Source organism: Sphingobium chungbukense, from assembly GCF_001005725.1.
GTDB classification, from domain to species: domain Bacteria; phylum Pseudomonadota; class Alphaproteobacteria; order Sphingomonadales; family Sphingomonadaceae; genus Sphingobium; species Sphingobium chungbukense.
Window position 1 is genome coordinate 964,472 of record NZ_LBIC01000001.1, and the last position, 22,277, is coordinate 986,748.

Genomic DNA, 22,277 nt, shown 5'->3' on the forward strand with positions numbered 1-22,277 from the left:
CGTCGGTCGCGGAGTCTCTGCCTTTGGACATCCTGGCGGCGTTTGCGCGGACACAATCGCGCGCGGCTTGACCGAAAATTACCCTAGCATCTCTCGAAGCGGATGGATCGGGACACGAGTTGGTCTGGCTGAAAGCGGGCGCGCTCAACAAGCACGCGATAGCAAAAGCCGATAGTCGCCGCATATAAACCCTCGTTACTCCCGCCCAGACGTCGCGATAATCAGCTAGAATCGTTAAGGAACCCTCTCTGATAACATCGGGTGGGCTTGGTTCTCAAGCTCTGTGCAAATCAGCCATAGGCCTGCCCTCGGGCGGGTAAGGCGATACCAGCGCAAACCGCTGGGACGCACCATGGCAGTTACGGTCACTACTACGATCTCGGGGCCATATATCCCCAACGGGGCAACAACGGTCTTCGCCTTCGATTTTAAGGCCGGATCAGCGGACGAGATCGAGGTCTATCGTGACACGGGCGCTGATTGGGAACTGGTCCCAGGCGCTGATTTCACCGCAACGGTCGACCCTGAGCAGGAGGGAGGCGACGTAGAATTTTCCGTCGCTCCGGCGATCGGTAGCGGCAACCTCTATATTGTTTCGGAGCCCTTCTTCACACGCGAAGGGCAATATACCGGCGAAGGGCCGTTCACGCCGAAGGGGCTGAACAACCAGTTCGACAAAGCCGCCGTCCGCGATCTGGCGCTGGCGCGCGATGTCGGCCGCAGTATCCGGGCACCGCTTGGCGAGGCGGGCTTCGAGATGCCCCGCGCTGCGCTGCGCGCGAACAAGTATCTGGCTTTTGACGCGGCGGGCGGGGCTTACCTCGCTGAAGGCGGGCCCGCGCCGCTGCCGATGTGGCAGACGGTGGGAGTTGCGGCCGAAAGCCTGGACGATAACGACTTCGTCAACCTGTTCGACAGCGGCGCGGACATCGGGGTGCGCAAAGCCAGCGCCGCCGACCGATCCAAGATGGCGCATGGTTTTGTGCTGTCAGCCAAAGCGCCAGGTCAGCCGGTTTCCGTGATCCGCTTTGGGGTCAACCCCGTTTCCGTCGCTGATACCTACGGTGAGGTTTGGCTCAGCGCCACCAATCCCGGGAAGCATGTCGGGGTCGCGCCGAGCGGCGACAACGAATTTATTCAGCCCCTTGGGACGGCCGTTCCCGGCGAGGGCATTTTCTTCACATACCAAGGAAGGGTCGGATGATGGGTTTGTTGCGCCATCTGGCGGGGTTCGTTCTCGCCGCTGCATTGGTCGCGTCGGGAGCGCAGGCGGAGCCTCTGCGTCCTCTGGTTACCTCGTCCGGCCTGACCCAGCGCATTTCGAGCGCAGACACGCTGGTTGATGGATCTGGGCGTCCGTATGTCGCCAAGGCTCTGACGGCAGTGAACCTCTACGTCGACGCAGTTGCTGGTGTCGACAGCAACACATGCGGAACCGGGACCGGGGCGCTGGCGTGTAAGACGATCCCGCAGGTCACGCGGAACCTGTGCGTCAATTATAGCCATAGTGTTCTGCCGACCATCCATGGCGTCGCTGGGCAGACCTATACGGAGGGCCTCAGTTTCACCGGGGGGCTGCTATCTACCGCGACCCCGTTCTGTAGCGGCATCGCCAACATTTCATTCGACGGGCACGGCAGCACGATCAGCACCACAAATGATTGGGCGGTGAAAGTCTACTACGCGCCGATCGCGGTCGAACTGCACAACGTCACGCTGCAAGCAAGCGGCACCGTGGGCGCTCCCATCCTCGTTCGCGGAACCGGGTTCATCGGGATCAAGGAGGGCGTGACGCTGGGGTCTGCTGCCCCGGGTTTCCCCCTCGTGTGGGCATATGGCGGCGCGCAGGTCGTTACCTGCCCCGTCAGCCTGTGCCCTGCCAACACGACACTGACCATTACCGGAAGCGGGCTTGCTGCCTTCCTGGCACAGAACGGCGGAGGCATTCAGGTCGAGGGCTTGAACGTCGTTAACGTCGGAACCCCCGCCTTTACCCTTGGTTATGCCGCTGCGGCGCAGAACGGAACGATCGACTTCGTGGCTGCGCCGATTTCAGGAGCGACCACCGGGCCCACGTTTAACGCCGTGAGGAATGGCGTCATCAACACGCTAGGCCAGACTGGCGGTTATTCTGCCTGCCCCAACAACTACCTGCCCGGCACGACCTGCGGGCGGATGGAAAGCGGCGGGATGATGGCCTATCCCGGCACGCCAACGATCGCCAGCGGCAGTTGCGGCACAGGCTGCTTCATCCAGAACAGCGAGCATGGCTTCACCATCGTCTATGGGACTGGTTTGGGCTCCACCAGCGGCACGACCTACGGACCTGTCCGCATCCGTTTCGCGACCCAGACGGACTATCGCGCTTGCAGCCTTCAGCCCTCTGATCCCGCGATCGGAACTCCCTGGATGCTCTTGGGCGCACCTGCTGGGTCAGTGAACGGCTTCTTCGACATTTATTGGAAGGGCAACGGCTCCGACCCGGCCAACAAGGCCATCTATGTCAGCTGCCGGTCGAACTGATGCCCCTCTCTGACCCCGCCACGGCCGAACAGGTCAAGATCATGGCGCAGCAGGCGGCGGCGATGGCCTTGGGCGAGGTCGCGCCGCAGCTTGCCCAGATCGAACGCGCAATCGCTCGTCTGAATGGCGCGCTTCCAGAAGAAGGGGAAAAGGTGACGAACCCGACATTGAAATGGCTCGCCGGGTTAGCCGCCAGCGTCGTCGCCGTCATCATCACCGGGGCAATGTTCTGGGTCGCGTCGAGCGTGACAGACATGCAGCAGACGCTGGCCCGGATCGATGAGCGGCAGAAGGCCCAGACCGAGGCGCAGGATAGCCGCTTTGCGGATTATGACCGCCGCATCACGCGGCTCGAGCGATACCATAACGGAGGCGCGACATGACGAAGACGCCAAAGGAGATGATTGACGACGTCATCACCCGCGAGGGTGATTATGTGAACCACCCTGCCGACCGGGGCGGCCCCACCCGCTTTGGCATCGTCCAGTCGCTCGCCCGCGCCAATGGTTATCAGGGGGACATGAAGGCGCTGCCGCGCTCGCTGGCCTTCGATATCTACTGGCAGCAGTTCGTGGCCGCGACCGGCATCGATTTGCTTGCCAAGCGCGCCCCAACGCTTGCCGCTGAGGCCTTGGACACAGGCGTCAACATGGGTGCGCCTTGGGGCATCATGTTCCTCCAGCGCGCGCTCAATGCCTTCAATGAGGGCGGAAGGCTCTGGCTTGATCTGGCGAAGATCGACGGCAATTATGGCGCGAAGAGCGACGCGGCGCTGGCGGCTTATATGGCACACCCTCGTCGCGGCCGAATCGATGTTCTGCTCGCTGCCATGAACGCGCTCCAGGGCGAGCGGTATCTCGGAATTGCCGAGCGCAACGCCTCGCAGGAAGCCTTTGTGTATGGCTGGCTGCTCAATCGTGTGGCGATCCCGGCATGACGATCCTCAACGCTCTCAAAGGCATTAGCGGCGAGTTCGAGGTCCAGCGCGTGCTGGGCGCGTTCGGGACAGTCGTCTTCACCGTCTCTGTTCCCGCCCTCGTCGCAACCGGCGTGATAGAGGCATCGCTTGAAGGCTTCTGCCTCACCTATCCGGCAGGCATCGCGGCACTGATCGGCACCACGGCTGGCGCTATCGCGCTGAAGGACCGGCAGGTCGCCAAAGCCAAAGCGGAGGAGAAGGCGGGATGAACCTCGGCAACTGGATCAAGGGTGTGACCGGCGCATATTGGAAGATCGCGGCCGCTTTTGTCCTGGGCGCGTTGCTGACTGCCCCGCTCGCCTACTGCGAAGGCAAATCCGCCGGCACAAGTAAAGCTGATGCCGCCGCCGCTGTTGCGACGGTCGAAGTGATGAAGGTGGACGCCGACGCCAAGGAAGTCGCGGCGATCGAGCGGCGCAAGGATGACGCTTCTATTGCCGAAAAACAGGAGGCACTGACTGATGCTGTCGCGAATATACCGGACGCGCTGCCTTCTCCTCGCCGCGTCGCTCTTGCTTGCGAGCGGCTGCGGCAGCAGGGAACCGATACAACGGCCCTTGCCGCCTGCCGCTGATCTCACGGTCGAGCCGAAGCCGCTGCTAAGCCCTGACGCGCTGGGCAGTGAGGCGGCACTGGATCAGCACGATATTGCGGTGGAAAGCTGGGGCGAGCGCGGCTGGGCTGCTGTGGCGCGCATCTGCCGATGGGCGAACGCGCACGGTGGGAAGTTCGACTGTCCGAAGCCCTAGAACCGCACCCCGAAAATCAGGGCAAGGATACCGCCGATCACGATCGCGAAGATCAGGAACCCGAAGCCGAAGCCGGTGCCGAACCTATCGGGGTCTCTTGCCATCGCCGCGCTCCTGGTTGCCTCGCCCCTATAGGTGAAGCGGCTCAAAGCCGGGGCGAGGCAGTTCAATTACGCCAGAGGAACGATCCGGTTCCGCAGCGCCCATTGCCAGTGGCGGCGCACAACCATATCTTTGCGTCATGCCCCGCCCGCCCATGTCCATCGCTGTTGTAGGCGCAGACTATCCGAATAAACGCGGGCCCGGCCGCCGCTTTGAGATCGCGATGTGCGCGCCAGGCGAATCGGTGGATCTCCGCCGCGAACCCAAGAACCCAGCCGACAGCCGCGCGATCGGCGTCTACTCGGCTCGGGATGTTCAGATAGGTTATGTTCCCGCTGAGCAGGCGCAATGGATCGGCGGGCAGCTTGCCGTCATCCGTGCGATATTTCAGCGAGCCGATACCTTCGGCGCAGTAATCCGGGTGACGTTCGACGGGAGCGAGCCAGCCTTGCCGGTCGAGAAGCCGGTGCAGCGAGGAGCGCCACCGCCTCCTGATCCGGATGGCTATGGCGATGACGATTGGCCGCCGCGCGAACCAAAGGACGACTTCAGCAGCATATGACTGGCCTGCCGTTCAGTGGGTAGCTTGATACTCGTCTGGCAAGGTCGAGATTTCCACAGCCGCGCGATATTCCGGGACGCGAAGGAAGGCGCTGTGGACGTCGACTGACGGGATGCCGTGAACCACGGTTAGTTCGTGGAAGCGGACGAATAAGCGGAGCAGGCGTCCGGTAGTGTCGAACGTGCTCCAGTCGCCGCTGTCTGCTCCGAATGAACAATCATATGGCTGGTCGCCTCGCGCCGCCACCTTCACAGGCGGCAACCCAGCGCGCAGCGGTTCCCAGTATATGACTGCGTCAGCTATCGCCACGTCATCGTCGAACGTGGGCAAATCGCCGCGCCATCCGTATATAGGTGCGCGCTCGTTTAGCAGCTGCTTCGCGGCCCTCGCCGTGCGAGCTTCGATCGGCCTTTCTCCTCGCTCCATAAGGCCGATGAAGGTGGCGGTCAGACCTAATGCGTCCGCCATTGATTGCTGATTTAATCCAAGCGCCGACCTGATTTTCTTCAGGTCGGGACCCGCAAAAGTGGTTTCGTCTGCCATGCCATATGAGTAACTGAGTTACGCGGACAAAGTCAAGGCTTCAAGTAACTTAGTTACTATTGCTTGCTTAGTGGCCTCCCCGCGCGATAGTCCATCAACTGGTCGACGCGCTCGGCAATGGCCTTCCATGTCTGAACACCGTCCAGATCGCCCGCCGTCGCCAGTTCACCTATTCGGCTGGCCAGGTGCAGCGGGGCCTTCGCCCCGTGCTGCTTTATGACCTGCTGAGCGCAGGCCCAGAGTTCCCAATCACTCAGCGGCATCCTTGGCGATCTCCGCCTCTAGCAAATCGAATACCCGCCGTAGCTCGCGCAGGGGAAGAAGCATTTGGCAAATCTTCCTTGATGGCCTGCCCTCATCGGGATCGTCGTCCGACATAACGTCCATGTAGACCGCCACGCCAAGGCCCCGGGTGTTCGTGTCGAACGGCATGCCGAACGACAGGTGCCGTCCAGATAATTCGTCGGATACGATGCGCGGGCCGGGCTCGCGAGGGCCCTCCGGATCACCACGCTCCATCTCAAACAGCTGATGATGAGCCTGCTCAATGTCGCCAGGGAAGACAATCCTCTGACCTCCCTTCATCATGACCCAGCATCCGGACTGGTCCGGGCGGGGGACGATAGCCACCACGGCGGAAGGATCTACATAGGCACCGCCGCGCGGTTCAACATCAATCTGTACCAGCACCGAATCATTCCCCTTCAGGTAGGCCAGCCTGCTCGCCGCTATCGCGGCACGCAAGCGCGTCGGCGGCTTCAATCCCTCAAAAGGTTCTTCGCCCCCATGACGCCGTCCATCAGCAGGTCAGCCCATTCTTGGGCGATCTCTCGACGGCGGGGCATATAGGCGGCGCGATTATAAGCGCTCTCCACCTTGTTCTGCGGGACGTGCGACAACATCAGGTCGATGATGGCGCGATCGGGTGAAGCATCCTGATGCCCAGCCGCTCGCCACGCGCGGTCATGCAATTCGTTCATGATGGTGCTGAACGCCGCGCGCCAGCCGTGAGGCACATGCCGACCATGATAGCCGACCCGGTTATAGAGGTAACCGATCGCGTTTTCGCTCATCGGCTGGTGACTGTGCCGAATCGAGGGGAAGACCAGTGGACAGCGTCCGGTCAGCCGCCGCGTCTGGACAATGACGTCCACGGCCTGGCGAGAGAGCGGCACGATGTGCTCAAACGCTTCTTCGTCCTTCTTGTGCAGCGCCAGCTTCATGCGAGCGGCGGGGATGCGCCAGATTGGCTCGTCCCCCTCCAGATCCTCAAATTCATCCCAGCCGATGCCACGCACGACGCCCGGCCGCACCGATGTGAGCGCGAGCAGGCGTGAAGCCAGCTTCACGACCGGCGTAGCGCCCGACGCCTCGCTGTCGATGATCAACTGGCGGCATTCTTCAATGTTGGTGAGGGCAGGCTGCTTGCCCTTCTTGGGAAGCGGCTTGAGCGCCTTGGTGACGATCGCGGCCGGATCGCTGTCCCCGACGCCTTCCGAGATGGCATAGACGAAGACTGCGGACATGCGCTGTCGGATGCGCCGGGCCGTTTCAATGGACCCGCGCCGCTCGATCTTGCGGAGGGTTGCCAGCACAGTGGGGGCATCGATCTCCTGAATGGGCATGCTGCCGATCTCGGGAAAGACGTCGCGCTGGAGGCTGTTGAGGACGTCATAGGCGTGGACCTCGGCCCAACGGCCCTTCTCATTCTCATGCCATGCGCGGGCCAGCTTCTCGAAGGTCAATCCGGCGCGCTCGATGCTCGCCAGCTTCGCTTTGCGCAGTTCGGTCGCCGGGTTCTGATGATCGCGCAACTGGCGGCGAGCGTCGTCACGCTTGTGCCTCGCCTCGGCGAGCGAAACCTCGGGATATGCTCCGAAGGTCAGCCGATGCTCTTTCCCGGCGTGGCGATATTTATAGCGCCAGCTCTTAAATCCTTTGGTGGTGACGAACAGGTAAAGGCCCTTTTCGTCGGCGAGTTTATAGTCCTTTTCCCTCGGCTGCGCTTTGCGGACCTGAGCGTCGGTAAGCATCGATGCCCCCATCTTGAATTTTCCATGCCCCCAAAATGCCCCCTCATGATCTGCGATTGGGGGCATCCGCGTGGGAACCTATGGGAAGGCTCATAACCACAAAACGGGAGAAACGCGAAGGAAATGGGGGTTAATGAAGCCCAATGACAGGAGAAAATGGCGGAGCGGGAGGGATTCGAACCCTCGATACGCTTTTGACGTATACTCACTTTCCAGGCGAGCGCCTTCGACCACTCGGCCACCGCTCCGCATTGCACTGGAGGCGGCTCCCTATCGTGCGTCGGCACGCTAGGCAAGGGGGTGCTTTACTTCCCTTCCATTTCGAGGCTTGATCGTCCCATGCCGATCCGTTTCCTCGCTATCCTGACCGTCTTTTTTCTGTCGGTCCCCGCCTTGGCCGCCGATGCGTCGGTCAAGCCGCCTGCGACGCCGTCCGCCATCGTCGCGCAGGCGCCGGCCGGCGCATGGCGATCCGTCGCGCCCGACACATTGCTGATCATGACGGTGGAAGGGGGCAGGCGCGTGGTGATTCAGCTCGCCCCGGATTTCGCGCCTGCGCATGTCGCCAATATCCGCGCGTTGGCCCGGGCGGGCTGGTGGGATGGGGAAAGCGTCTATCGTGTACAGGACAATTATGTCGCCCAATGGGGCGATGTGACCGAGAAGAAAGCCCTTCCCGCCGGCATCGCGACGGACATCAAGCCGGATTATGTCCGTCCGCTCGCGGCGCTCAAGGCGGCGCCCGTGTTTCTGCCCTATCCGGATGCTTATGCGCCGCGCACCGGGTTTGTGGATGGCTGGCCCGTCGCGATGGACGGGACGTCGGTCTGGCTGCCCCATTGCTATGGCATGGTGGGCGTGGCGCGGAACCTGTCGCCCGATGCGGGGACGGGCGCCGAACTTTATGCCGTGATCGGCCAGGCCCCGCGCCAGCTCGACCGCAATATCGCCCTCGTCGGCCGGGTGATCGAGGGCATGAGCCTGCTCGCCAGCCTGCCGCGCGGGTCTGGCGACCTGGGCTTCTACGCTGCGGGGGAGAAGCGCCTGCCCATCGTCTCCGTCCGCTTGGCCAGCGATCTGCCTGAGGAGGGGCGGCCGCATTATCAGGTCATGGATGTCGGTTCGCAGAGCTTTGCCGACTATATCCGCCTGCGGGCGAACCGGAAGGATGATTTCTATGACCGGCCGGCGGGCGGGGTCGACCTTTGCAACGCGCCGGTGCCGGTGCGGCAGGCGTCTTGAGCCTCTCTTTGCCCAAGACGGGTAAAATGCCGGAACGATGCCTATCTAACGGACATTACAGCCCCGTCCGCAATGATGGAGAGGATGGCCATGATCGTAGGCACCGTCAGAGAGATCAAGAATCACGAATATCGCGTCGGCCTGACCCCGGAGAGCGTGCATGAACTGACCGCCCACGGCCATCGCGTGCTGGTGGAAAGCGGCGCGGGGGAGGGGATCGGTGCGCATGACGGTCTCTATGTCGGTGCCGGGGCGGAGATCATGGATGATCCGGCGGCCATTTTCGCGGCGGCCGAGATGATCGTGAAGGTCAAGGAACCCCAGCCTGAGGAGCGCGCACTCTTGCGTCCTGGCCAGATCCTCTACACCTATCTGCATCTGGCGCCCGATCCTGATCAGGCGCGCGATCTGATGGCATCTGGCGCGATCTGCATAGCCTATGAAACGGTGACGGATGCCCAGGGTGGACTGCCGCTGCTGAAACCCATGAGTCAGGTCGCCGGACGCATGGCGATCCAGGCCGGAGCGACGGCGCTGGAAAAGGCGCATGGCGGGCGGGGCGTATTGCTGGGCGGGGTGCCGGGAGTCCTGCCGGCGAAGGTCGCGGTGATCGGTGGAGGCGTGGTCGGTTTCCATGCGGCGCAGATGGCTTCCGGCCTGGGTGCCGACGTCACCATCCTCGACCGCAGCCCGGAGGCGCTCGAACGGCTGGGCATCCACTTCGAAGCGCGGGCGAAGACGCGCTTTTCCAACCGAGCGAACCTGGCGGAATGCGTGGCGGAGGCCGATCTGGTGATCGGCGCGGTGCTGATCCCGGGCGCCGCCGCGCCCAAGCTGGTTTCGGCGGATATGCTCAAGACCATGAAGAAGGGCGCGGTGCTGGTGGACGTGGCGATCGACCAGGGCGGCTGCTTCGAAACCAGCCATCCCACCACCCATGACGATCCCACCTATATCGTCGAGGGCATCGTTCATTATTGCGTCGCCAACATGCCGGGCGCGGTGGCGCGGACGAGCACCTATGCGCTCAACAATGTGACCTTGCCCCACGCGTTGAGGATCGCCGATCTGGGATGGCGGGAGGCGCTGCGCACAGACCCGCACCTGCTCGACGGGCTCAATGTGTGGAACGGCCGGATCACTTACCGGGCGGTGGCGCAGGAACTGGAATTGCCCCATATGCCGGCGCAGGAGGCGATCGGATAGGTCCGGGACGGCACATTTTCGGCCCGCCGCGTGCCGGCACGCCGCGGCCTGTCCGGGCGAATATGACCGCGTCCACCCCGCAATATTGTTTCCCCCTTTGCGGGTTCCCCCGCGTCGTTCGTCTTGCCGGTATGTAGGAGCTGTCGATTGCCCCTACCGCTTGCTAATTCGCCGAAGAGAGGCATGGGTTTCCGACATGGTCGATCGCACAGTTTCCGCCGCCCTGATTGATCAAGGCACCGTCCCCAACAGCGCCGCCTGTGGCACTCCGGCGGGGAGCAGCGCTCATGCAGGGTGACATGATGACCTGGTTCGTCCCGCTCGCCGCCATGTTGGGTGCGGGCCTGTTCGCCGGTTTCGCGGCGGGCATTTTCGGCATCGGCGGCGGCTTCGTGGTGGTGCCGGCGCTGTTCGTGGTGCTGCCGTTGCTGGGCGGCACGCATGACGCCATCGCCCATGTCGCCATCGGCACGTCTGCGGCGACGATCATCGTGACGTCGATCCGCTCCCTGCTCGCCCATGCCAAGCGCGGCGCGGTGGAGTTCGAGGTGCTCAAGACATGGGCGCCCTGGATCATCCTGGGCGACGGCGCAGGGGTTATGCTGGCCGGTCATGTCGACGGGCATATCCTGACCATGATCTTCGCGGTCGGCGTGTTCCTGATGTCGCTCAATTTCCTGCTGCCCAAGGTCGGCGGCAAGGTGATCAGCGACACCATGCCGTCGGGTATCGCGCGTGTCGGGATCGCCGGGGGGTTGGGCACCTTCTCCGCGCTGCTCGGCATCGGTGGCGGCACCATCGCCATCATGGTGATGACGCTATGCGGCCGGTCGATCCACCGCGCCATCGCCACCGCATCGGGCATCGGCACGCTGATCGCCATCCCCAGCGCGATCGGTTTCGCGTTGATCGGCCTCAAGGAAAGCGGCCTCCCCTGGGGATCGCTGGGCTATGTCAACATTCCCGCGACGCTGGCCATCGCCTCCATGTCGATCCTGACCGCGCCGCTGGGCGTAGCCGCAGCGCACAGCTTGCCTGCCGCGCCGCTCAAGAAGTTCTTCGGCGTCTATCTCGTCGTCATCGCCTTCGTGATGTTCCGCAACGCCATGAAGATGTAGTGGCTTTCGCCTGTCGCCCGTGGCTGCTCCCCAAGTCACGGGCGGATTTTTCCGTGTTCCTCTTGCTCTCGTCGGTCGTTCCGAGGCGGAATTCCGAACAGCCCGCTTGCTAAGCCCGGCCGGGCTTGACATCTAAGGACGGATGAGGGGCGAAAGCTATTCATCCATCCGGCAAGCGCTTGCCCAAGATCCCGCGCAAGCACTCGCGCTGTGCCTCGAACGGCTCGAGCATTCCGCCATCGATGGCGAAGCGCATCGCCTCGCCGCCAGGGCCCTTCGTGCGCTGAACCGCGGCGCAGAAGCGGAGCGACACGAATCCGCCGCCATCGACGCCGCCGCCGCCGATCCGCAACTGCAGCAGGCCGCCGTCGCCTTGCTCGACAACCGCCTGCATCTGGCCGAACCGATCCTGCGTGGGCGGCTCAAGGACAATCCCTTCGATGTCGCGGCGATCCGCATGCTGGCCGAACTGGCGGGGCGGATCGGGCGCAACGCCGATGCGGAAAAGCTGCTGCGCCGCGCATTGGAACTGGCGCCCGGCTTCACCGCCGCCCGCGCCAATCTGGCGACCGCGCTGCACCGCCAGAACAAGACCGCGCAGGCGCTGGAGGAACTGGACCGGTTGCAGGACCGGTCCAACCCCGCCCACGCCAATCTGCGCGCCGCCGTGCTGGGCCGACTGGGCGATTTCGACGAAGCCATTGCGCTATATGAGCAGATTTTGGACAAGGCGGCAGGCCAGCCGAAAATCTGGATGAGCTATGGCCATGCGCTCAAGACCGTGGGCCGAACAGCCGACAGCATCGCCGCCTATCGCCGCGCCACCGCGCTGCGCCCCGCCTTCGGCGAGGCGTGGTGGAGCATCGCCAATCTCAAGACCGCCGCCTTCGGTGCACCCGACATCGCTGCCATGGAAGGCGCCTTGCACGACGCGCAGGCCAGCGTGGAGGACCGCTTTCACCTCCATTTTGCGCTGGGCAAGGCGCTGAGCGACCGGGGCGAAGCCAGCGCCGCCTTCGCTCATTATGCCGAAGCGAACCGCCTGCGCCGCCTCAGCCAACCCTATGAAGCGGCGCGCACCACCCGCGCGGTCGATGCAGCGATCGCCCTGTTCACCCCCGATTTCTTCGTGGAGCGGCAGGGCATGGGCAGCGCCGCGCCCGACCCGATCTTCATTGTCGGCCTGCCCCGCGCCGGCTCCACGCTGGTCGAGCAGATCCTCTCCAGCCACAGCCAGGTCGAAGGGACGATGGAACTGCCCGATCTGCCCGCGCTGGTCGCGGAACTGCGGCAGGAGGGCGACTGGCCATCCATGCTCCGCAGCCTCGACCCCGCCCGCCTGCGGGCCCTGGGGGAAGCCTATATCGACCGCACCCGCATCCAGCGGCGCGAAGGGCGGCCCTATTTCATCGACAAGCTGCCCAATAACTGGCTGCATCTGGGCCTGATCCACCTGATCCTGCCCCATGCGCGGATCGTCGATGCGCGTCGCCATCCGCTGGATTGCGGCTATTCCAATTTCCGCCAGCATTTCGCGCGGGGGCAGGCGTTCAGCTATGACCTCAGCGACATCGGCCATTATTATCGGGACTATGTCCGGCTGATGGCGCATGTCGACGCCGTGCTGCCCGGACGGGTTCATCGCGTCATCCACGAACGCCTGCTGGATGATCCGGAGGGGGAGGTCCGCGCGCTGCTCGTCGCGCTCGGCCTGCCGTTCGAGGAGGCCTGCCTGCACTTCCACCAGAACCGTCGTGCCGTCCGCACCGCCAGCAGCGAACAGGTCCGCCGCCCGATCAACCGCGACGGCGAAGGCCAATGGCGCGCCGTCGAAACTCGGCTCCAGCCCCTGGTCGCCTCCCTCGGCCCGGCGCTGGACCGCTATCCCGACGCACCCTGAGCGTGGCTTTCGGGTAACAATCGCCTGAAAAAGCGCATGATTGTCCCAACGCAACGATTTTCCGTTGCGCCCGCCGGCGTGTTGATGACAATTCCCCACAGAAACTCGTGCACCTGAGGGGAGGGTAGCCGATGTCAGGTCGCTTACGCTTGATGGAGTTTTCTTCCGCATTGCTGGCCACCACGGCCATGGCCTTTCCCGCTATGGCGCAGCAGGCCGCTCCGCCCGCCGACAGCGACGTGATCGTCGTCACCGCCCAGCGCCGCGAGGAACGGTTGCAGGACGTGCCGATCAGCATCAACGCGCTCGGCCAGGCCAAGCTGGAGCAGGCCAATGCCAAGGCGCTGGACGATTATGCCAAGCTGCTGCCCAGCGTCTCCATCCAATCCTTCGGTCCCAGCCAGGCGCAGGTCTTCTTCCGCGGCGTCGCGACCGGATCGGGCGGCCCGCCGCTGCATATCGGCCCGCTGCCGACCAGCAGCACCTATGTCGACGAAATCCCGGTCACGACGATCGGCGGCATGGTCGACGTCCATCTCTACGACGTCGCGCGGATCGAGGCGCTGGCCGGACCGCAGGGCACGCTGTTCGGCGCCAGTTCGCTGTCGGGCACGCTGCGCATCATCACCAACCGCCCGGAACTGGGCAAGACGACCGGCAGCATCGATTTGCAGGTCAACAAGTTCAGCAAGGGCGACTTCGGCGGGTCGGCGGAAGGCTATATCAACCTGCCGATCAGCGACAATGCCGCGCTGCGCGTCGTGGGCTTTTACGATCGGGCCGGCGGTTATATCGACAATATTCCCGGCACCCGCACCTTCACGCTGGACGACAATGATCCCAGCACCAACCTGACCGTCAATAACAGTAAGCTGGTCGAAAACGACTATAACGACGTCGAAACCTGGGGCGGCCGCGCCGCGCTGCGCGTCGATCTGGACGACAACTGGACGGTCACGCCGCAATTCCTCTACCAGAGCCAGATCGCCCATGGCGGCTTCTTCTATGATCCGACCAAGGGCTATCTGAACGTCACCGACTATCTGCCCAGCCGCAACAAGGACCGCTGGTGGCAGGCGGCGCTGACCATCCAGGGCAAGCTCAGCGATTGGGACATCACCTATTCGGGCGGCTATTTCGAGCGCAAGGTCGATAATATCGCCGATTATTCCTATTATTCCGTCGCCTATGACAGCTACACCTATGTCGACGACAATGGCGTGACGCAGTTCGGCCTGGCCACCTATTTCCCCGACGGCAAGGGCGGTTTCCTCGACCCTACCCAGACCTCGCATCAGTTCGACAAATATACCAAGCACACCCAGGAACTCCGGGTGAACTCGCCCACGGACAAGCCGTTCCGGCTGGCGGCGGGCCTGTTCCTTCAGGTTCAGACCGACAAGATCGGCGCCGATTACCAGACCGTGGGTATCAGCCAAATCCCGACGCCCGACTGGATCGCCCCGTTCGGCAATACGGACACGGTGTTCCTGACCCGCGTCAAGCGCAAGGACCGCGACTATGCGATGTTCACGCAGGCCGAATATGACATCGTGCCCAGCGTCACGCTGATCGCGGGGGTTCGCGGCTATACGGCGCATAACACCATCTATGGCTTTTCCGGGACCAACAGCGCCGGCAACCTCGACCCTGCCAATTGCTTTCCTACCAGCATGCCGGACGTCCCCTGCGCAAATGTGCACAAGAAGCAGGTCGAAACCGGCGTCATCTGGCGGGGCGGCCTGAAATGGCAGGTGAGCCCGGACGTCATGCTCTATGGCACCGTCTCCCGCGGCTACCGGCCGGGCGGCAACAACCGGCGGCCGGGGTCAATCCGTTCAAGTCGGACAAGCTGGACAATTTCGAACTGGGCTGGAAAACCCATTTCGGCCGGGTCTTCTTCAACGGCGCGGCCTTCTACCAGAAATGGCGCGACCTTCAGTTCGGGCTGGTGCCGGTTGGCCAGAATGGCGTCACCAACACCTATAATGCGGGTAATGCGCGTATCTATGGTGTGGAGGGCGACCTGTCGGCGCGCTTCGGCGGCCTCAGCCTTTCGGCCAGCGCCACCTATGTCGACGCGCAACTGACCAGCGACTTCTGCGAGGTCGATCCGGTGACGAAGAATATCGTCTGCACCCCCGGCGTCCCGCCCGCCGCGGCCAAGGGCACGCGCTTGCCGATCATGCCGCGCTTCAAGGGATCGGCAACGGCGCGTTATGAATGGCCGATGGGCGCGATGACGGCCTTCGTGCAGGGATCGGTGTCGCATCAGGGTGGCACGCGCACCTTCCTGACCGACGCGGATTATGCGGCGGTCGGGCCGACCAAACCCTTCACCACCGCCGATTTCTCGATCGGCACCCATTGGGATAGCTGGCGGATAGAGGCCTTCATCCAGAACGCCTTCAACAGCCATGGGGCGCTCGGCAAGAACACCATATGCGCCACCGAAATCTGCGGCGCCTATGCGCGAACCTATCCGACCAAGCCGCAATTCTTCGGGCTGAAACTGGGGTATGATTTCGATTAGGGTGTGTAGGGATTCAGTTCAGGGCTATTGCAGCCCGTCATGGGCTGAATCCCCACACATCCCAGCGGGTCAGGGGGAGGGGGCGCGTCCTACGTCTCTTCCTCTTCCGGCATCACGTCCACCATCACCTTCACATTCTGACCGGAGCCGCCGACGAACAGCCCGTCCATTGGCGCGACGTCGGCATAATCCCGTCCCATGGCGACGAATACATGCCCGTCCCCGGCAATCACGCCGTTGGTCGGGTCAAAGCCGATCCATCCCCGCGTCGGCCCACACCACAGCATCACCCAGGCATGCATGGCATCAGCGCCCACCAGCCGTGGCATGCCCGGCGGCGGATCGGTGCGCAGATAGCCGCTCACATAGGCGGCGGGCAGCCCGAACCAGCGCAGCGCGGCCACCATCACATGGGCGAAGTCCTGGCACACGCCATGGCGCGCGGCAAAGGCGTCCTCCACCGGCGTCATCGCGTCGGTCGCCCCGCTCACATAGGCGAACGCGCCCTTGATCCGACGCGCCAGCGCCAGCGCAGCGCCGACGATCGGCCGATCGGACGCCAGCAGGTCGCCCGCCCACGCTCCGATCTGCGGCAATAACGGTACGCGCGGCGAGGCATGGAGAAATTGCGCCGGTCCGGCCGATCCCATGTCCCGCGCTTCCAGTGCCGCCTGCGCAACGGCGGCGATGATGGGGTCGTCGTCCTGCGGCTCGATCGGCGCGCTGTCCTGGATTCCGGCGCGGAAACTGCTCTCGATGACGATCTGATGCAGCAGGCTGTCGATCTCCAGCCGGGCGACATGGACCGGCCAGGCGCTGGGGCGCGATTCGATGGAGGAGGGCGCGGGATCGACCGCCAGATGATAGTCCGATGTCCATTGCCCCGGCCAGGGCGCGGGCCGCAGCCGGAGATTGAACCGCGCAAGCTGCACCAGCGCGTCATAGTGCACGATCGTCTGATGCCGGATGTGATAGATCATGACAGCAGGCTGACGCCCTCGCTCTTTTCCTTGCGTCGTTGCAGGAAATAGCGCTGTCCAATCGCATCCGAAAGGCCGAGCAGGCGGATTTCCGTGTCGCGGAGATCGTCCATCGTCAGCATGTCGCCGGTCAGTGGGGCCAGCCCCGCCGCCAGCACCGCGGCCAGCCGCTGCGGCTCCTCTGGCATGCCGTCAGTGTGCAGCGTCGGCAGCGCCGCGACATGTTCCGCCAGCCTTTGCGCCTGATAGACGATGGAGCGCGGGTTTTGCGGTTCCAGAGCCACCAGATCGCGTACCGGCGCCAGCGCCGGCCCGGACAGATAGCGGTTGCGATAGCTGATCTGGCTGTCGTTGAGATCGAGCAGCACGGTCAGGTCATCCGCCGACGCTCCTTCCGCACCGAACAGCATGGCGAGCCGGCAACCGTTGATCGCCCGCTCCATCCGCCGCCCCATATCGTGGAAGCGCCACCCCTCTGTCCGCCCCATATTCTCGGCGGCAAGGCCCGACAGCGCGGAAATCCGTTCGATCATCCGTGAGGAGGCCTCGAGCAAAGTCTCCGTCGCCCCGCCGTCGAAATCGGGCAGAGGCAACCGCACCAGCCGCCAATAATCGACCGCCAGCCGGTCGCGTAGTCCTTCGCCGATCCCTGCGACAGCCGTCATCAGCGAACGCACGCTGCCCGGTTGCGATCCATCACCCAAAGCCTGTGCGCAAAGCGGTCCGACCGTGCCCGCCGTACCGGAAGTCGCGCCCCACAGTGCGAGCTGTCCCGTCAGCCGCGCCATGGTGGATGATTCGACCGCAGGGCCCAGATCGGCCTCGATCGACCCGCCGACAATGGCGCGTATCACCCGCGCGGTCATTTCGGTGCGCTCGATATAGCGGCCGAGCCAATAGAGATTGTCCGCCGCTTTTGCAGGCAGCATTCCGCCCACCCGCCGGATCGTGGGGGCGGCGGCCACGGCCGACAGCCCGTCCTGCGGCACCGGCTTGCCGTCCAGCACGCACATGTCCGCCGACAGGTCGCCCTCGCCCATCAGCGCCGCGCGAATATCGCCGTGCGCCGCCAGCCGGGCAAAGGCGCCGGGCATGATCCGCCATTGCCCCAATTCGTCGCGCGCCACGAAGACGCGCAGCGTGAAGGGCAGGGGGATCATCTGCCCGTTGACGATGGCGGGCGTGGTCGACAGGCGCACCACCTCCTGGCCGACATAATCCATCGGCCGCCGTGCCATGGCGTTCAGCAGGGCGGTGCGCTGTGCCTCGTCCATGGCCGATCCGGGGAGGAAGCGCGTTCCCGTCAGCCCGGCGACATCGCGGTCGAAGGCCGATCCCACAACCAGTTCACCCATGGCGTCCGCGACATGCGCGCGTTCCGCGCTCTGCCCGCACCACCATGTCGCGATATTGGGCAGGATGAGGTCTGCGCCCAGCATCTCCTGCGCCAATTGGGGGAGGAAGGCCGCCATGGCACGCGATTCGATCACGCCGACGCCCGGCCAGTTGGCCAGCATCAGCCCGCCCTTCACGCAAGCGTCGAACAGGTCCGGCACGCCGATGCGCGACTCCCCGTCAAACGCCAACGGATCGAGAAAGCGGCTATCCATCCAGCGCCACAGGCCGTCGATCCGTTTCAGTCCCTGGATGGTGCGCACGAACAATTGCCCGTCCGACACGATCAGATCCTCGCCCTCGACGAGCAGCAGGCCAAGATAGCGCGCCAGATGCGCCTGTTCGGCATAGCTCTGGTTGAAGCGGCCGGGCGAGAGCAGGCCAATGCGCGGATCGCTGCGCTCGCAATCCGCCGCCAGTCCACGCCGCAAGGCGTTGAGGAACGGTGCCAGCCGCCGAACATTGAGCGCGCCCAGCAGATCGCCGGTCGCGCGCGACAGCGCCAGCCGGTTCTCCAGCGCATAACCCACGCCCACCGGTGTGCGCACCCGATCCGCCAGCACCCGCCATTCGCCCTCCGGCCCGCGCGCCAGGTCGGCGGCGTAGAAATGCACGAAATGCCCGTGGGGCGGCGGCGATCCGGTCATGACCCGCCAATAATGCGGACTGCCGGTGATGACGCTGGCAGGCAGCTTGCCCGTCCGGACAAGCGATTGCGTACTGTAGATGTCGCTGATCACGCGTTCCAGCAACTGCGCTCGCTGGGTGAGGCCGCGCTCGATCTGCGTCCATTCCCTCGACCCGATCAGCAGCGGGACGGGGCTTAGCGGCCAGGGCCGCTCTTGCTGGTCCCCGGTCAGGCGGAAGGCGAGGCCCAGATCGACCGCCTGCCGCTCGACATTGCCGGCCAGCACCGCCGGATCGCCCTGTGCCTGTACCGACAGCCGATCCAGCATGGTGCGCCAATGGCCGGCCATCTCCTGCCCGGCTCCGGCGAACAGGTCTCCCTTCGGCGCACGCGCCAGATAGGCCTCGGCCCAGCCGGTTACGTCCGGGGGAAGGGTGTCGGCCATGCTCATCGATGACGGAAACGCAGGTCCAGCGTCATCGGGAATTCACCCGGGCTTTCGGCGGCCGGCATGTCGACCGGGCCGGGCGTATGGCCATGGTCCTGGAACCGCGCCTTGCGCCGCGCCTCCGCCTCATAGGCGTTGATCGGCAGCGTGTCGTAATTGCGCCCGCCCGGATGCGCGACATGATAGACACAGCCGCCCAGCGACCGCCCGCTCCAGCTATCCAGCACGTCGAAGGTCAGCGGCGCATTGACCGGCAGGGCGGGGTGCAGGCAGGCGGCCGGCGCCCAGGCCTTGTACCGCACGCCGCCCACCGCCTCGCCCGGCACGGCGGTCGGCGTCATCGGCACGCGCCGCCCATTGCAGGCGACGACATGCCGTCCGGCGACCAGCCCCGTCGCGCGCACCTGCAAACGCTCGGTCGAACTGTCGACATAGCGCACGGTCCCGCCGATGGCCCCCGTTTCGCCCAGCACGTTCCACGGCTCCAGCGCATGGCTGATCTCCAGCCCCACGCCGCCCGCATCCACCGCGCCATGCACCGGGAAACGGAACTGCCGCTGCGCCTCGAACCAGTGGGGATCGAACTCGTAACCCGCCCCGCGCAGGTCGCCCAGCACCTCCAGGAAATCCGCCCAGACGAAATGCGGCAGCATGAAGCGGTCGTGCAGCGCCGTCCCCCAGCGCACCAGATTGCCCTGCTGCGGCTGGCGCCAGAACCACGCCGTCAGCGCCCGCAACAGCAATTGCTGCGCCAGGCTCATCTTCGGTTCCGGCGGCATTTCAAAGCCCCGGAATTCCAGCAACCCCAGCCGCCCGGTCGGCCCATCGGGCGAGAACATCTTGTCGATGCAGATTTCGGTGCGATGGGTATTGCCCGTCACATCGACCAGCAGATTGCGGAACAGCCGGTCCACCAGCCAGGGCGGCGGCGCGTCTCCCTCGCCCGGAGCAGGCACCTGCGCCAGCGCGATCTCCAGCTCGTACAGCCCGTCATGCCGCGCCTCATCGATGCGCGGCGCCTGGCTGGTCGGCCCGATGCACAGCCCCGAAAACAGATAGGAGAGGGAGGGATGCCGCTGCCAGTAGAGTACGAAACTCTTCAGCAGATCCGGCCGCCGGATGAAGGGGGAGTCGTTCAAACTCGGCCCGCCCAGCACGATATGATTGCCGCCCCCGGTCCCCACGGATCGCCCGTCGACCATGAACTTGTCGGCGGTGAGGTCACAGGTCCGCGCGAGCGCATAGAGCCGCTCGGTAATCTCCACCGTCTCGTCCCAGCTTGACGAAGGCTGGATATTGACCTCGATCACGCCGGGATCGGGCGTGGCCTTGAGCACTTGCAATCGCGGATCGGGCGGCGGCGGATAGCCTTCGATCCGCACCGGAATCCGCATCGCCTCTGCCGCGCCCTCGACCTGCGCGACCAGCTCCAGATAATCCTCCAGCGCCTCCACCGGCGGCAGGAAGATGGAGAGGAAATGCCCGCGCGGCTCCACCGTCACGGCGGTGCGCACCGCGCCCTCGATATGAAACTGCTCGACCCGCTCCTGCGCGGACGCCCCGCCCGGCGCGTCGGGCACGCGCTGTACCGGCTGAGCATGGACCTCATCCAACGTCGCCCGGAAATCCGGCAACGGTCCTCGCGGCTCGCTGGGATCGCGAGGGTGGATATAGGGAAAGGCCGCCTCCGGCACATGCGGCAGCGACCCCAGCGGCAGGCGATAGCCCAGCGCCGAATCCCCCGGCACCGCAAACAGCCGCCCGCGCCGGAGTTGCCATATCTCGCTCTGCCAACGCGGCGTCGGCACCTGGCTCTGCCAGCGCTGCACCGGCAGCACGAAACCCACCGGCTGGTCCAGCCCCCGCTCGAACGCCCGCACCATTCTTGCGCGGGCTTCGGGATCGGAAATCTTGGGATCATCGGGCGATGTGTTGACCGGCAGGTCCGCTTCCTTGACCGCCCACACCGCCGGGTCTTCATAGACCGGCTGGATATGCTCGGACGTAAAGCCCATCGCGCACGCCATATGCGCGAGAAAGGCCTCGGCATCCTCCGCCGTCACCGCCCGCGCATCCTCAGCCGCCACCTCATCGGCGATCAGCCCGGCATCCCGCCAGATCGGCACCCCATCCTGCCGCCAGTACACCGCATAGGCCCAGCGCGGCAGGCTCTCGCCCGGATACCATTTGCCCTGCCCATGATGCAGCAGCCCGCCCGGCGCGAACGTCTCCCGCAGCCCCCGGATCAGCCGGTCGGCATAGCTCGCCTTGGTCGGCCCGACCGCATCGCCATTCCACTCGCCCGCATCGCCGCCATTCTCGGCCACGAAGGTCGGCTCGCCCCCGGTCGTCAGCCGCACGTCCTGCGCTTGCAAATCGGCATCGACCTGCGCGCCCAGAGCCATCACCGCGTCCCAGCGCGCATCGGTGAAGGGCTTGGTGATCCGCACCGCCTCGGCAATGCGGCTGACCCCCATGGAGAAGTGGAAATCCACCTCCGCCGGTTCCGCCATCCCGCTGATCGGCGCGGCGGATCGATAATGCGGCGTCGCGCAGAGCGGAATATGCCCTTCGCCCGCGAACATGCCCGATGTCGCATCCAGCGCCACCCAGCCCGCGCCAGGCACATAGGCCTCCGCCCAGGCATGCAGGTCGACGACGTCCTGCGAAACCCCCTTCGGCCCTTCCAAAGGCTCGACATCCGCCACCAACTGGATCGAATAGCCCGACACGAAGCGAGCCGCGAAGCCCAGCCGCCGTAGCAACTGCACCAGCAGCCAGGCCGAATCCCGGCACGACCCCGTGCCGATCTCCAGCGTCTCCTCCGGCCCCTGCACGCCGGTTTCCATGCGGATCACATAGCCGACCCGTTGCTGGAGCTGCCGGTTCACCTCGACCAGAAAGTCGATCGTCCGCCCCTCGAAACCCTTGTGGCTCTCCACCAACGCTTCGAACAGCGGCCCTTGATCCTCCAGCTCGAAATAGGCGGCAAGGTCGGTCCGGAGCTGCTCGTCATAGGCGAAGGGATACTCCTCCGCATAAGGCTCGACGAAGAAATCGAAGGGATTGATGATGTCGAGATCGGCCAGCAGATCGACCTCGACCGAGAAATGATCGACGGGCTCTGGAAAGACGATCCGCGCCAGCCAATTGCCGTGCGGGTCCTGCTGCCAATTGAGGAAGTGCCCCGGCGGATCGATCTTCAACGCATAATTGGGGATTTTCGTCCGGCTGTGCGGCGCGGGCCGCAACCGGATCACCTGCGGCCCGAGCGTGATCGGGCGACTGTAGCGATAGGACGTCAGGTGGTGGAGCGCGGCCTTCAGCATGGGTCAG

18 protein-coding genes, 1 tRNA gene and 1 pseudogene are annotated in these 22,277 nt (G+C 64.6%); 12 read left to right on the forward strand and 8 right to left on the reverse strand.

Features of this window, described 5'->3' with window-relative positions:
• Positions 1-352 precede the first annotated feature (352 nt).
• The 7 genes from YP76_RS26490 to YP76_RS04915 all read left to right on the forward strand — a co-directional run bounded on the left by YP76_RS26490 (position 353) and on the right by YP76_RS04915 (position 4,915).
• Positions 353-1,204: a hypothetical protein gene (locus YP76_RS26490; RefSeq protein WP_052757305.1), complete on the forward strand. Its 852-nt coding sequence runs from the start codon at positions 353-355 to the stop codon at positions 1,202-1,204.
• Positions 1,201-2,523, forward strand: a complete 1,323-nt coding sequence (locus YP76_RS04890; protein WP_046762402.1) for a hypothetical protein — start codon at positions 1,201-1,203, stop codon at positions 2,521-2,523. Before YP76_RS26490 ends, YP76_RS04890 begins: the two co-directional genes overlap by 4 nt.
• The gene (locus YP76_RS04895; RefSeq protein ID WP_046762403.1) at positions 2,523-2,906 is read left to right on the forward strand and encodes a hypothetical protein; all 384 of its coding nucleotides are present in this window, start codon (positions 2,523-2,525) and stop codon (positions 2,904-2,906) included. The genes YP76_RS04890 and YP76_RS04895 overlap by 1 nt, the downstream gene beginning before the upstream one ends.
• Entirely contained in the window at positions 2,903-3,460 is a 558-nt protein-coding gene (locus tag YP76_RS04900; protein ID WP_046762404.1) for a glycoside hydrolase family 108 protein, read from the forward strand. The genes YP76_RS04895 and YP76_RS04900 overlap by 4 nt, the downstream gene beginning before the upstream one ends.
• Entirely contained in the window at positions 3,457-3,711 is a 255-nt protein-coding gene (locus YP76_RS04905; RefSeq protein ID WP_046762405.1) for a hypothetical protein, read from the forward strand. Before YP76_RS04900 ends, YP76_RS04905 begins: the two co-directional genes overlap by 4 nt.
• A complete protein-coding gene (locus YP76_RS26495) occupies positions 3,708-4,076 on the forward strand; it encodes a hypothetical protein (protein WP_052757306.1) in 369 nt (122 codons plus the stop codon). Before YP76_RS04905 ends, YP76_RS26495 begins: the two co-directional genes overlap by 4 nt.
• Positions 4,077-4,507: 431 nt before the next feature.
• Positions 4,508-4,915, forward strand: a complete 408-nt coding sequence (locus tag YP76_RS04915) for an HIRAN domain-containing protein (protein ID WP_232307448.1) — start codon at positions 4,508-4,510, stop codon at positions 4,913-4,915.
• 12 nt (positions 4,916-4,927) lie between these two features.
• Here YP76_RS04915 and YP76_RS04920 read toward each other — a convergent pair whose 3' ends face one another.
• From YP76_RS04920 to YP76_RS04940, 5 genes are all read right to left on the reverse strand, one after another.
• Positions 4,928-5,458 (reverse strand): helix-turn-helix domain-containing protein, encoded by a 531-nt coding sequence (locus tag YP76_RS04920; RefSeq protein WP_046762408.1) that lies wholly within the window; start codon positions 5,456-5,458, stop codon positions 4,928-4,930.
• A 56-nt stretch (positions 5,459-5,514) separates the two neighbouring features.
• Positions 5,515-5,721: a DUF6961 family protein gene (locus YP76_RS04925; RefSeq protein ID WP_046762409.1), complete on the reverse strand. Its 207-nt coding sequence runs from the start codon at positions 5,719-5,721 to the stop codon at positions 5,515-5,517.
• Complete coding sequence (locus tag YP76_RS04930) at positions 5,708-6,220, reverse strand: hypothetical protein (RefSeq protein ID WP_046762410.1); 513 nt, start codon at positions 6,218-6,220, stop codon at positions 5,708-5,710. The genes YP76_RS04925 and YP76_RS04930 overlap by 14 nt, the downstream gene beginning before the upstream one ends.
• On the reverse strand, positions 6,217-7,491 hold the full coding sequence (locus tag YP76_RS04935; protein ID WP_046762650.1) for a tyrosine-type recombinase/integrase: 1,275 nt from the start codon (positions 7,489-7,491) through the stop codon (positions 6,217-6,219). Before YP76_RS04935 ends, YP76_RS04930 begins: the two co-directional genes overlap by 4 nt.
• A gap of 157 nt (positions 7,492-7,648) precedes the next feature.
• Positions 7,649-7,739 (reverse strand) — tRNA-Ser (locus YP76_RS04940).
• Between the two features lie 52 nt (positions 7,740-7,791).
• On the opposite strand from YP76_RS04940, the gene YP76_RS04945 reads away from it, so the two are divergent.
• From YP76_RS04945 to YP76_RS04965, 5 genes and pseudogenes are all read left to right on the forward strand, one after another.
• Complete coding sequence (locus tag YP76_RS04945) at positions 7,792-8,733, forward strand: peptidylprolyl isomerase (protein ID WP_084733021.1); 942 nt, start codon at positions 7,792-7,794, stop codon at positions 8,731-8,733.
• 90 nt (positions 8,734-8,823) lie between these two features.
• Complete coding sequence (ald, locus tag YP76_RS04950) at positions 8,824-9,939, forward strand: alanine dehydrogenase (RefSeq protein WP_046762651.1); 1,116 nt, start codon at positions 8,824-8,826, stop codon at positions 9,937-9,939.
• Between the two features lie 287 nt (positions 9,940-10,226).
• The gene (locus tag YP76_RS04955; RefSeq protein ID WP_046762412.1) at positions 10,227-11,057 is read left to right on the forward strand and encodes a sulfite exporter TauE/SafE family protein; all 831 of its coding nucleotides are present in this window, start codon (positions 10,227-10,229) and stop codon (positions 11,055-11,057) included.
• A gap of 142 nt (positions 11,058-11,199) precedes the next feature.
• Positions 11,200-12,957: a tetratricopeptide repeat-containing sulfotransferase family protein gene (locus YP76_RS04960; RefSeq protein ID WP_046762413.1), complete on the forward strand. Its 1,758-nt coding sequence runs from the start codon at positions 11,200-11,202 to the stop codon at positions 12,955-12,957.
• A gap of 203 nt (positions 12,958-13,160) precedes the next feature.
• A pseudogene (locus tag YP76_RS04965) lies at positions 13,161-15,490 on the forward strand (TonB-dependent receptor).
• 89 nt (positions 15,491-15,579) lie between these two features.
• Here YP76_RS04965 and YP76_RS04970 read toward each other — a convergent pair.
• The 3 genes from YP76_RS04970 to YP76_RS04980 are packed head-to-tail and all read right to left on the reverse strand — an operon-like array spanning position 15,580 to position 22,270.
• Positions 15,580-16,470, reverse strand: a complete 891-nt coding sequence (locus tag YP76_RS04970; protein ID WP_046762414.1) for a transglutaminase family protein — start codon at positions 16,468-16,470, stop codon at positions 15,580-15,582.
• A complete protein-coding gene (locus YP76_RS04975; RefSeq protein WP_046762415.1) occupies positions 16,467-18,944 on the reverse strand; it encodes a circularly permuted type 2 ATP-grasp protein in 2,478 nt (825 codons plus the stop codon). Before YP76_RS04975 ends, YP76_RS04970 begins: the two co-directional genes overlap by 4 nt.
• A complete protein-coding gene (locus tag YP76_RS04980) occupies positions 18,941-22,270 on the reverse strand; it encodes a transglutaminase family protein (protein WP_046762416.1) in 3,330 nt (1,109 codons plus the stop codon). Before YP76_RS04980 ends, YP76_RS04975 begins: the two co-directional genes overlap by 4 nt.
• Positions 22,271-22,277: the final 7 nt, after the last annotated feature.

Bases quoted from the DNA above. Each gene is read 5' to 3' on its own strand.
- YP76_RS26490 (WP_052757305.1), top strand. From the start codon at position 353: ATGGCAGTTACGGTCACTACTACGATCTCGGGGCCATATATCCCCAAC.
- YP76_RS04890 (WP_046762402.1), top strand. From the start codon at position 1,201: ATGATGGGTTTGTTGCGCCATCTGGCGGGGTTCGTTCTCGCCGCTGCA.
- YP76_RS04895 (WP_046762403.1), top strand. From the start codon at position 2,523: ATGCCCCTCTCTGACCCCGCCACGGCCGAACAGGTCAAGATCATGGCG.
- YP76_RS04900 (WP_046762404.1), top strand. From the start codon at position 2,903: ATGACGAAGACGCCAAAGGAGATGATTGACGACGTCATCACCCGCGAG.
- YP76_RS04905 (WP_046762405.1), top strand. From the start codon at position 3,457: ATGACGATCCTCAACGCTCTCAAAGGCATTAGCGGCGAGTTCGAGGTC.
- YP76_RS26495 (WP_052757306.1), top strand. From the start codon at position 3,708: ATGAACCTCGGCAACTGGATCAAGGGTGTGACCGGCGCATATTGGAAG.
- YP76_RS04915 (WP_232307448.1), top strand. From the start codon at position 4,508: ATGTCCATCGCTGTTGTAGGCGCAGACTATCCGAATAAACGCGGGCCC.
- YP76_RS04920 (WP_046762408.1), bottom strand. From the start codon at position 5,458: ATGGCAGACGAAACCACTTTTGCGGGTCCCGACCTGAAGAAAATCAGG.
- YP76_RS04925 (WP_046762409.1), bottom strand. From the start codon at position 5,721: ATGCCGCTGAGTGATTGGGAACTCTGGGCCTGCGCTCAGCAGGTCATA.
- YP76_RS04935 (WP_046762650.1), bottom strand. From the start codon at position 7,491: ATGCTTACCGACGCTCAGGTCCGCAAAGCGCAGCCGAGGGAAAAGGAC.
- ald (WP_046762651.1), top strand. From the start codon at position 8,824: ATGATCGTAGGCACCGTCAGAGAGATCAAGAATCACGAATATCGCGTC.
- YP76_RS04955 (WP_046762412.1), top strand. From the start codon at position 10,227: ATGCAGGGTGACATGATGACCTGGTTCGTCCCGCTCGCCGCCATGTTG.
- YP76_RS04960 (WP_046762413.1), top strand. From the start codon at position 11,200: ATGAGGGGCGAAAGCTATTCATCCATCCGGCAAGCGCTTGCCCAAGAT.
- YP76_RS04970 (WP_046762414.1), bottom strand. From the start codon at position 16,470: ATGATCTATCACATCCGGCATCAGACGATCGTGCACTATGACGCGCTG.
- YP76_RS04975 (WP_046762415.1), bottom strand. From the start codon at position 18,944: ATGAGCATGGCCGACACCCTTCCCCCGGACGTAACCGGCTGGGCCGAG.
- YP76_RS04980 (WP_046762416.1), bottom strand. From the start codon at position 22,270: ATGCTGAAGGCCGCGCTCCACCACCTGACGTCCTATCGCTACAGTCGC.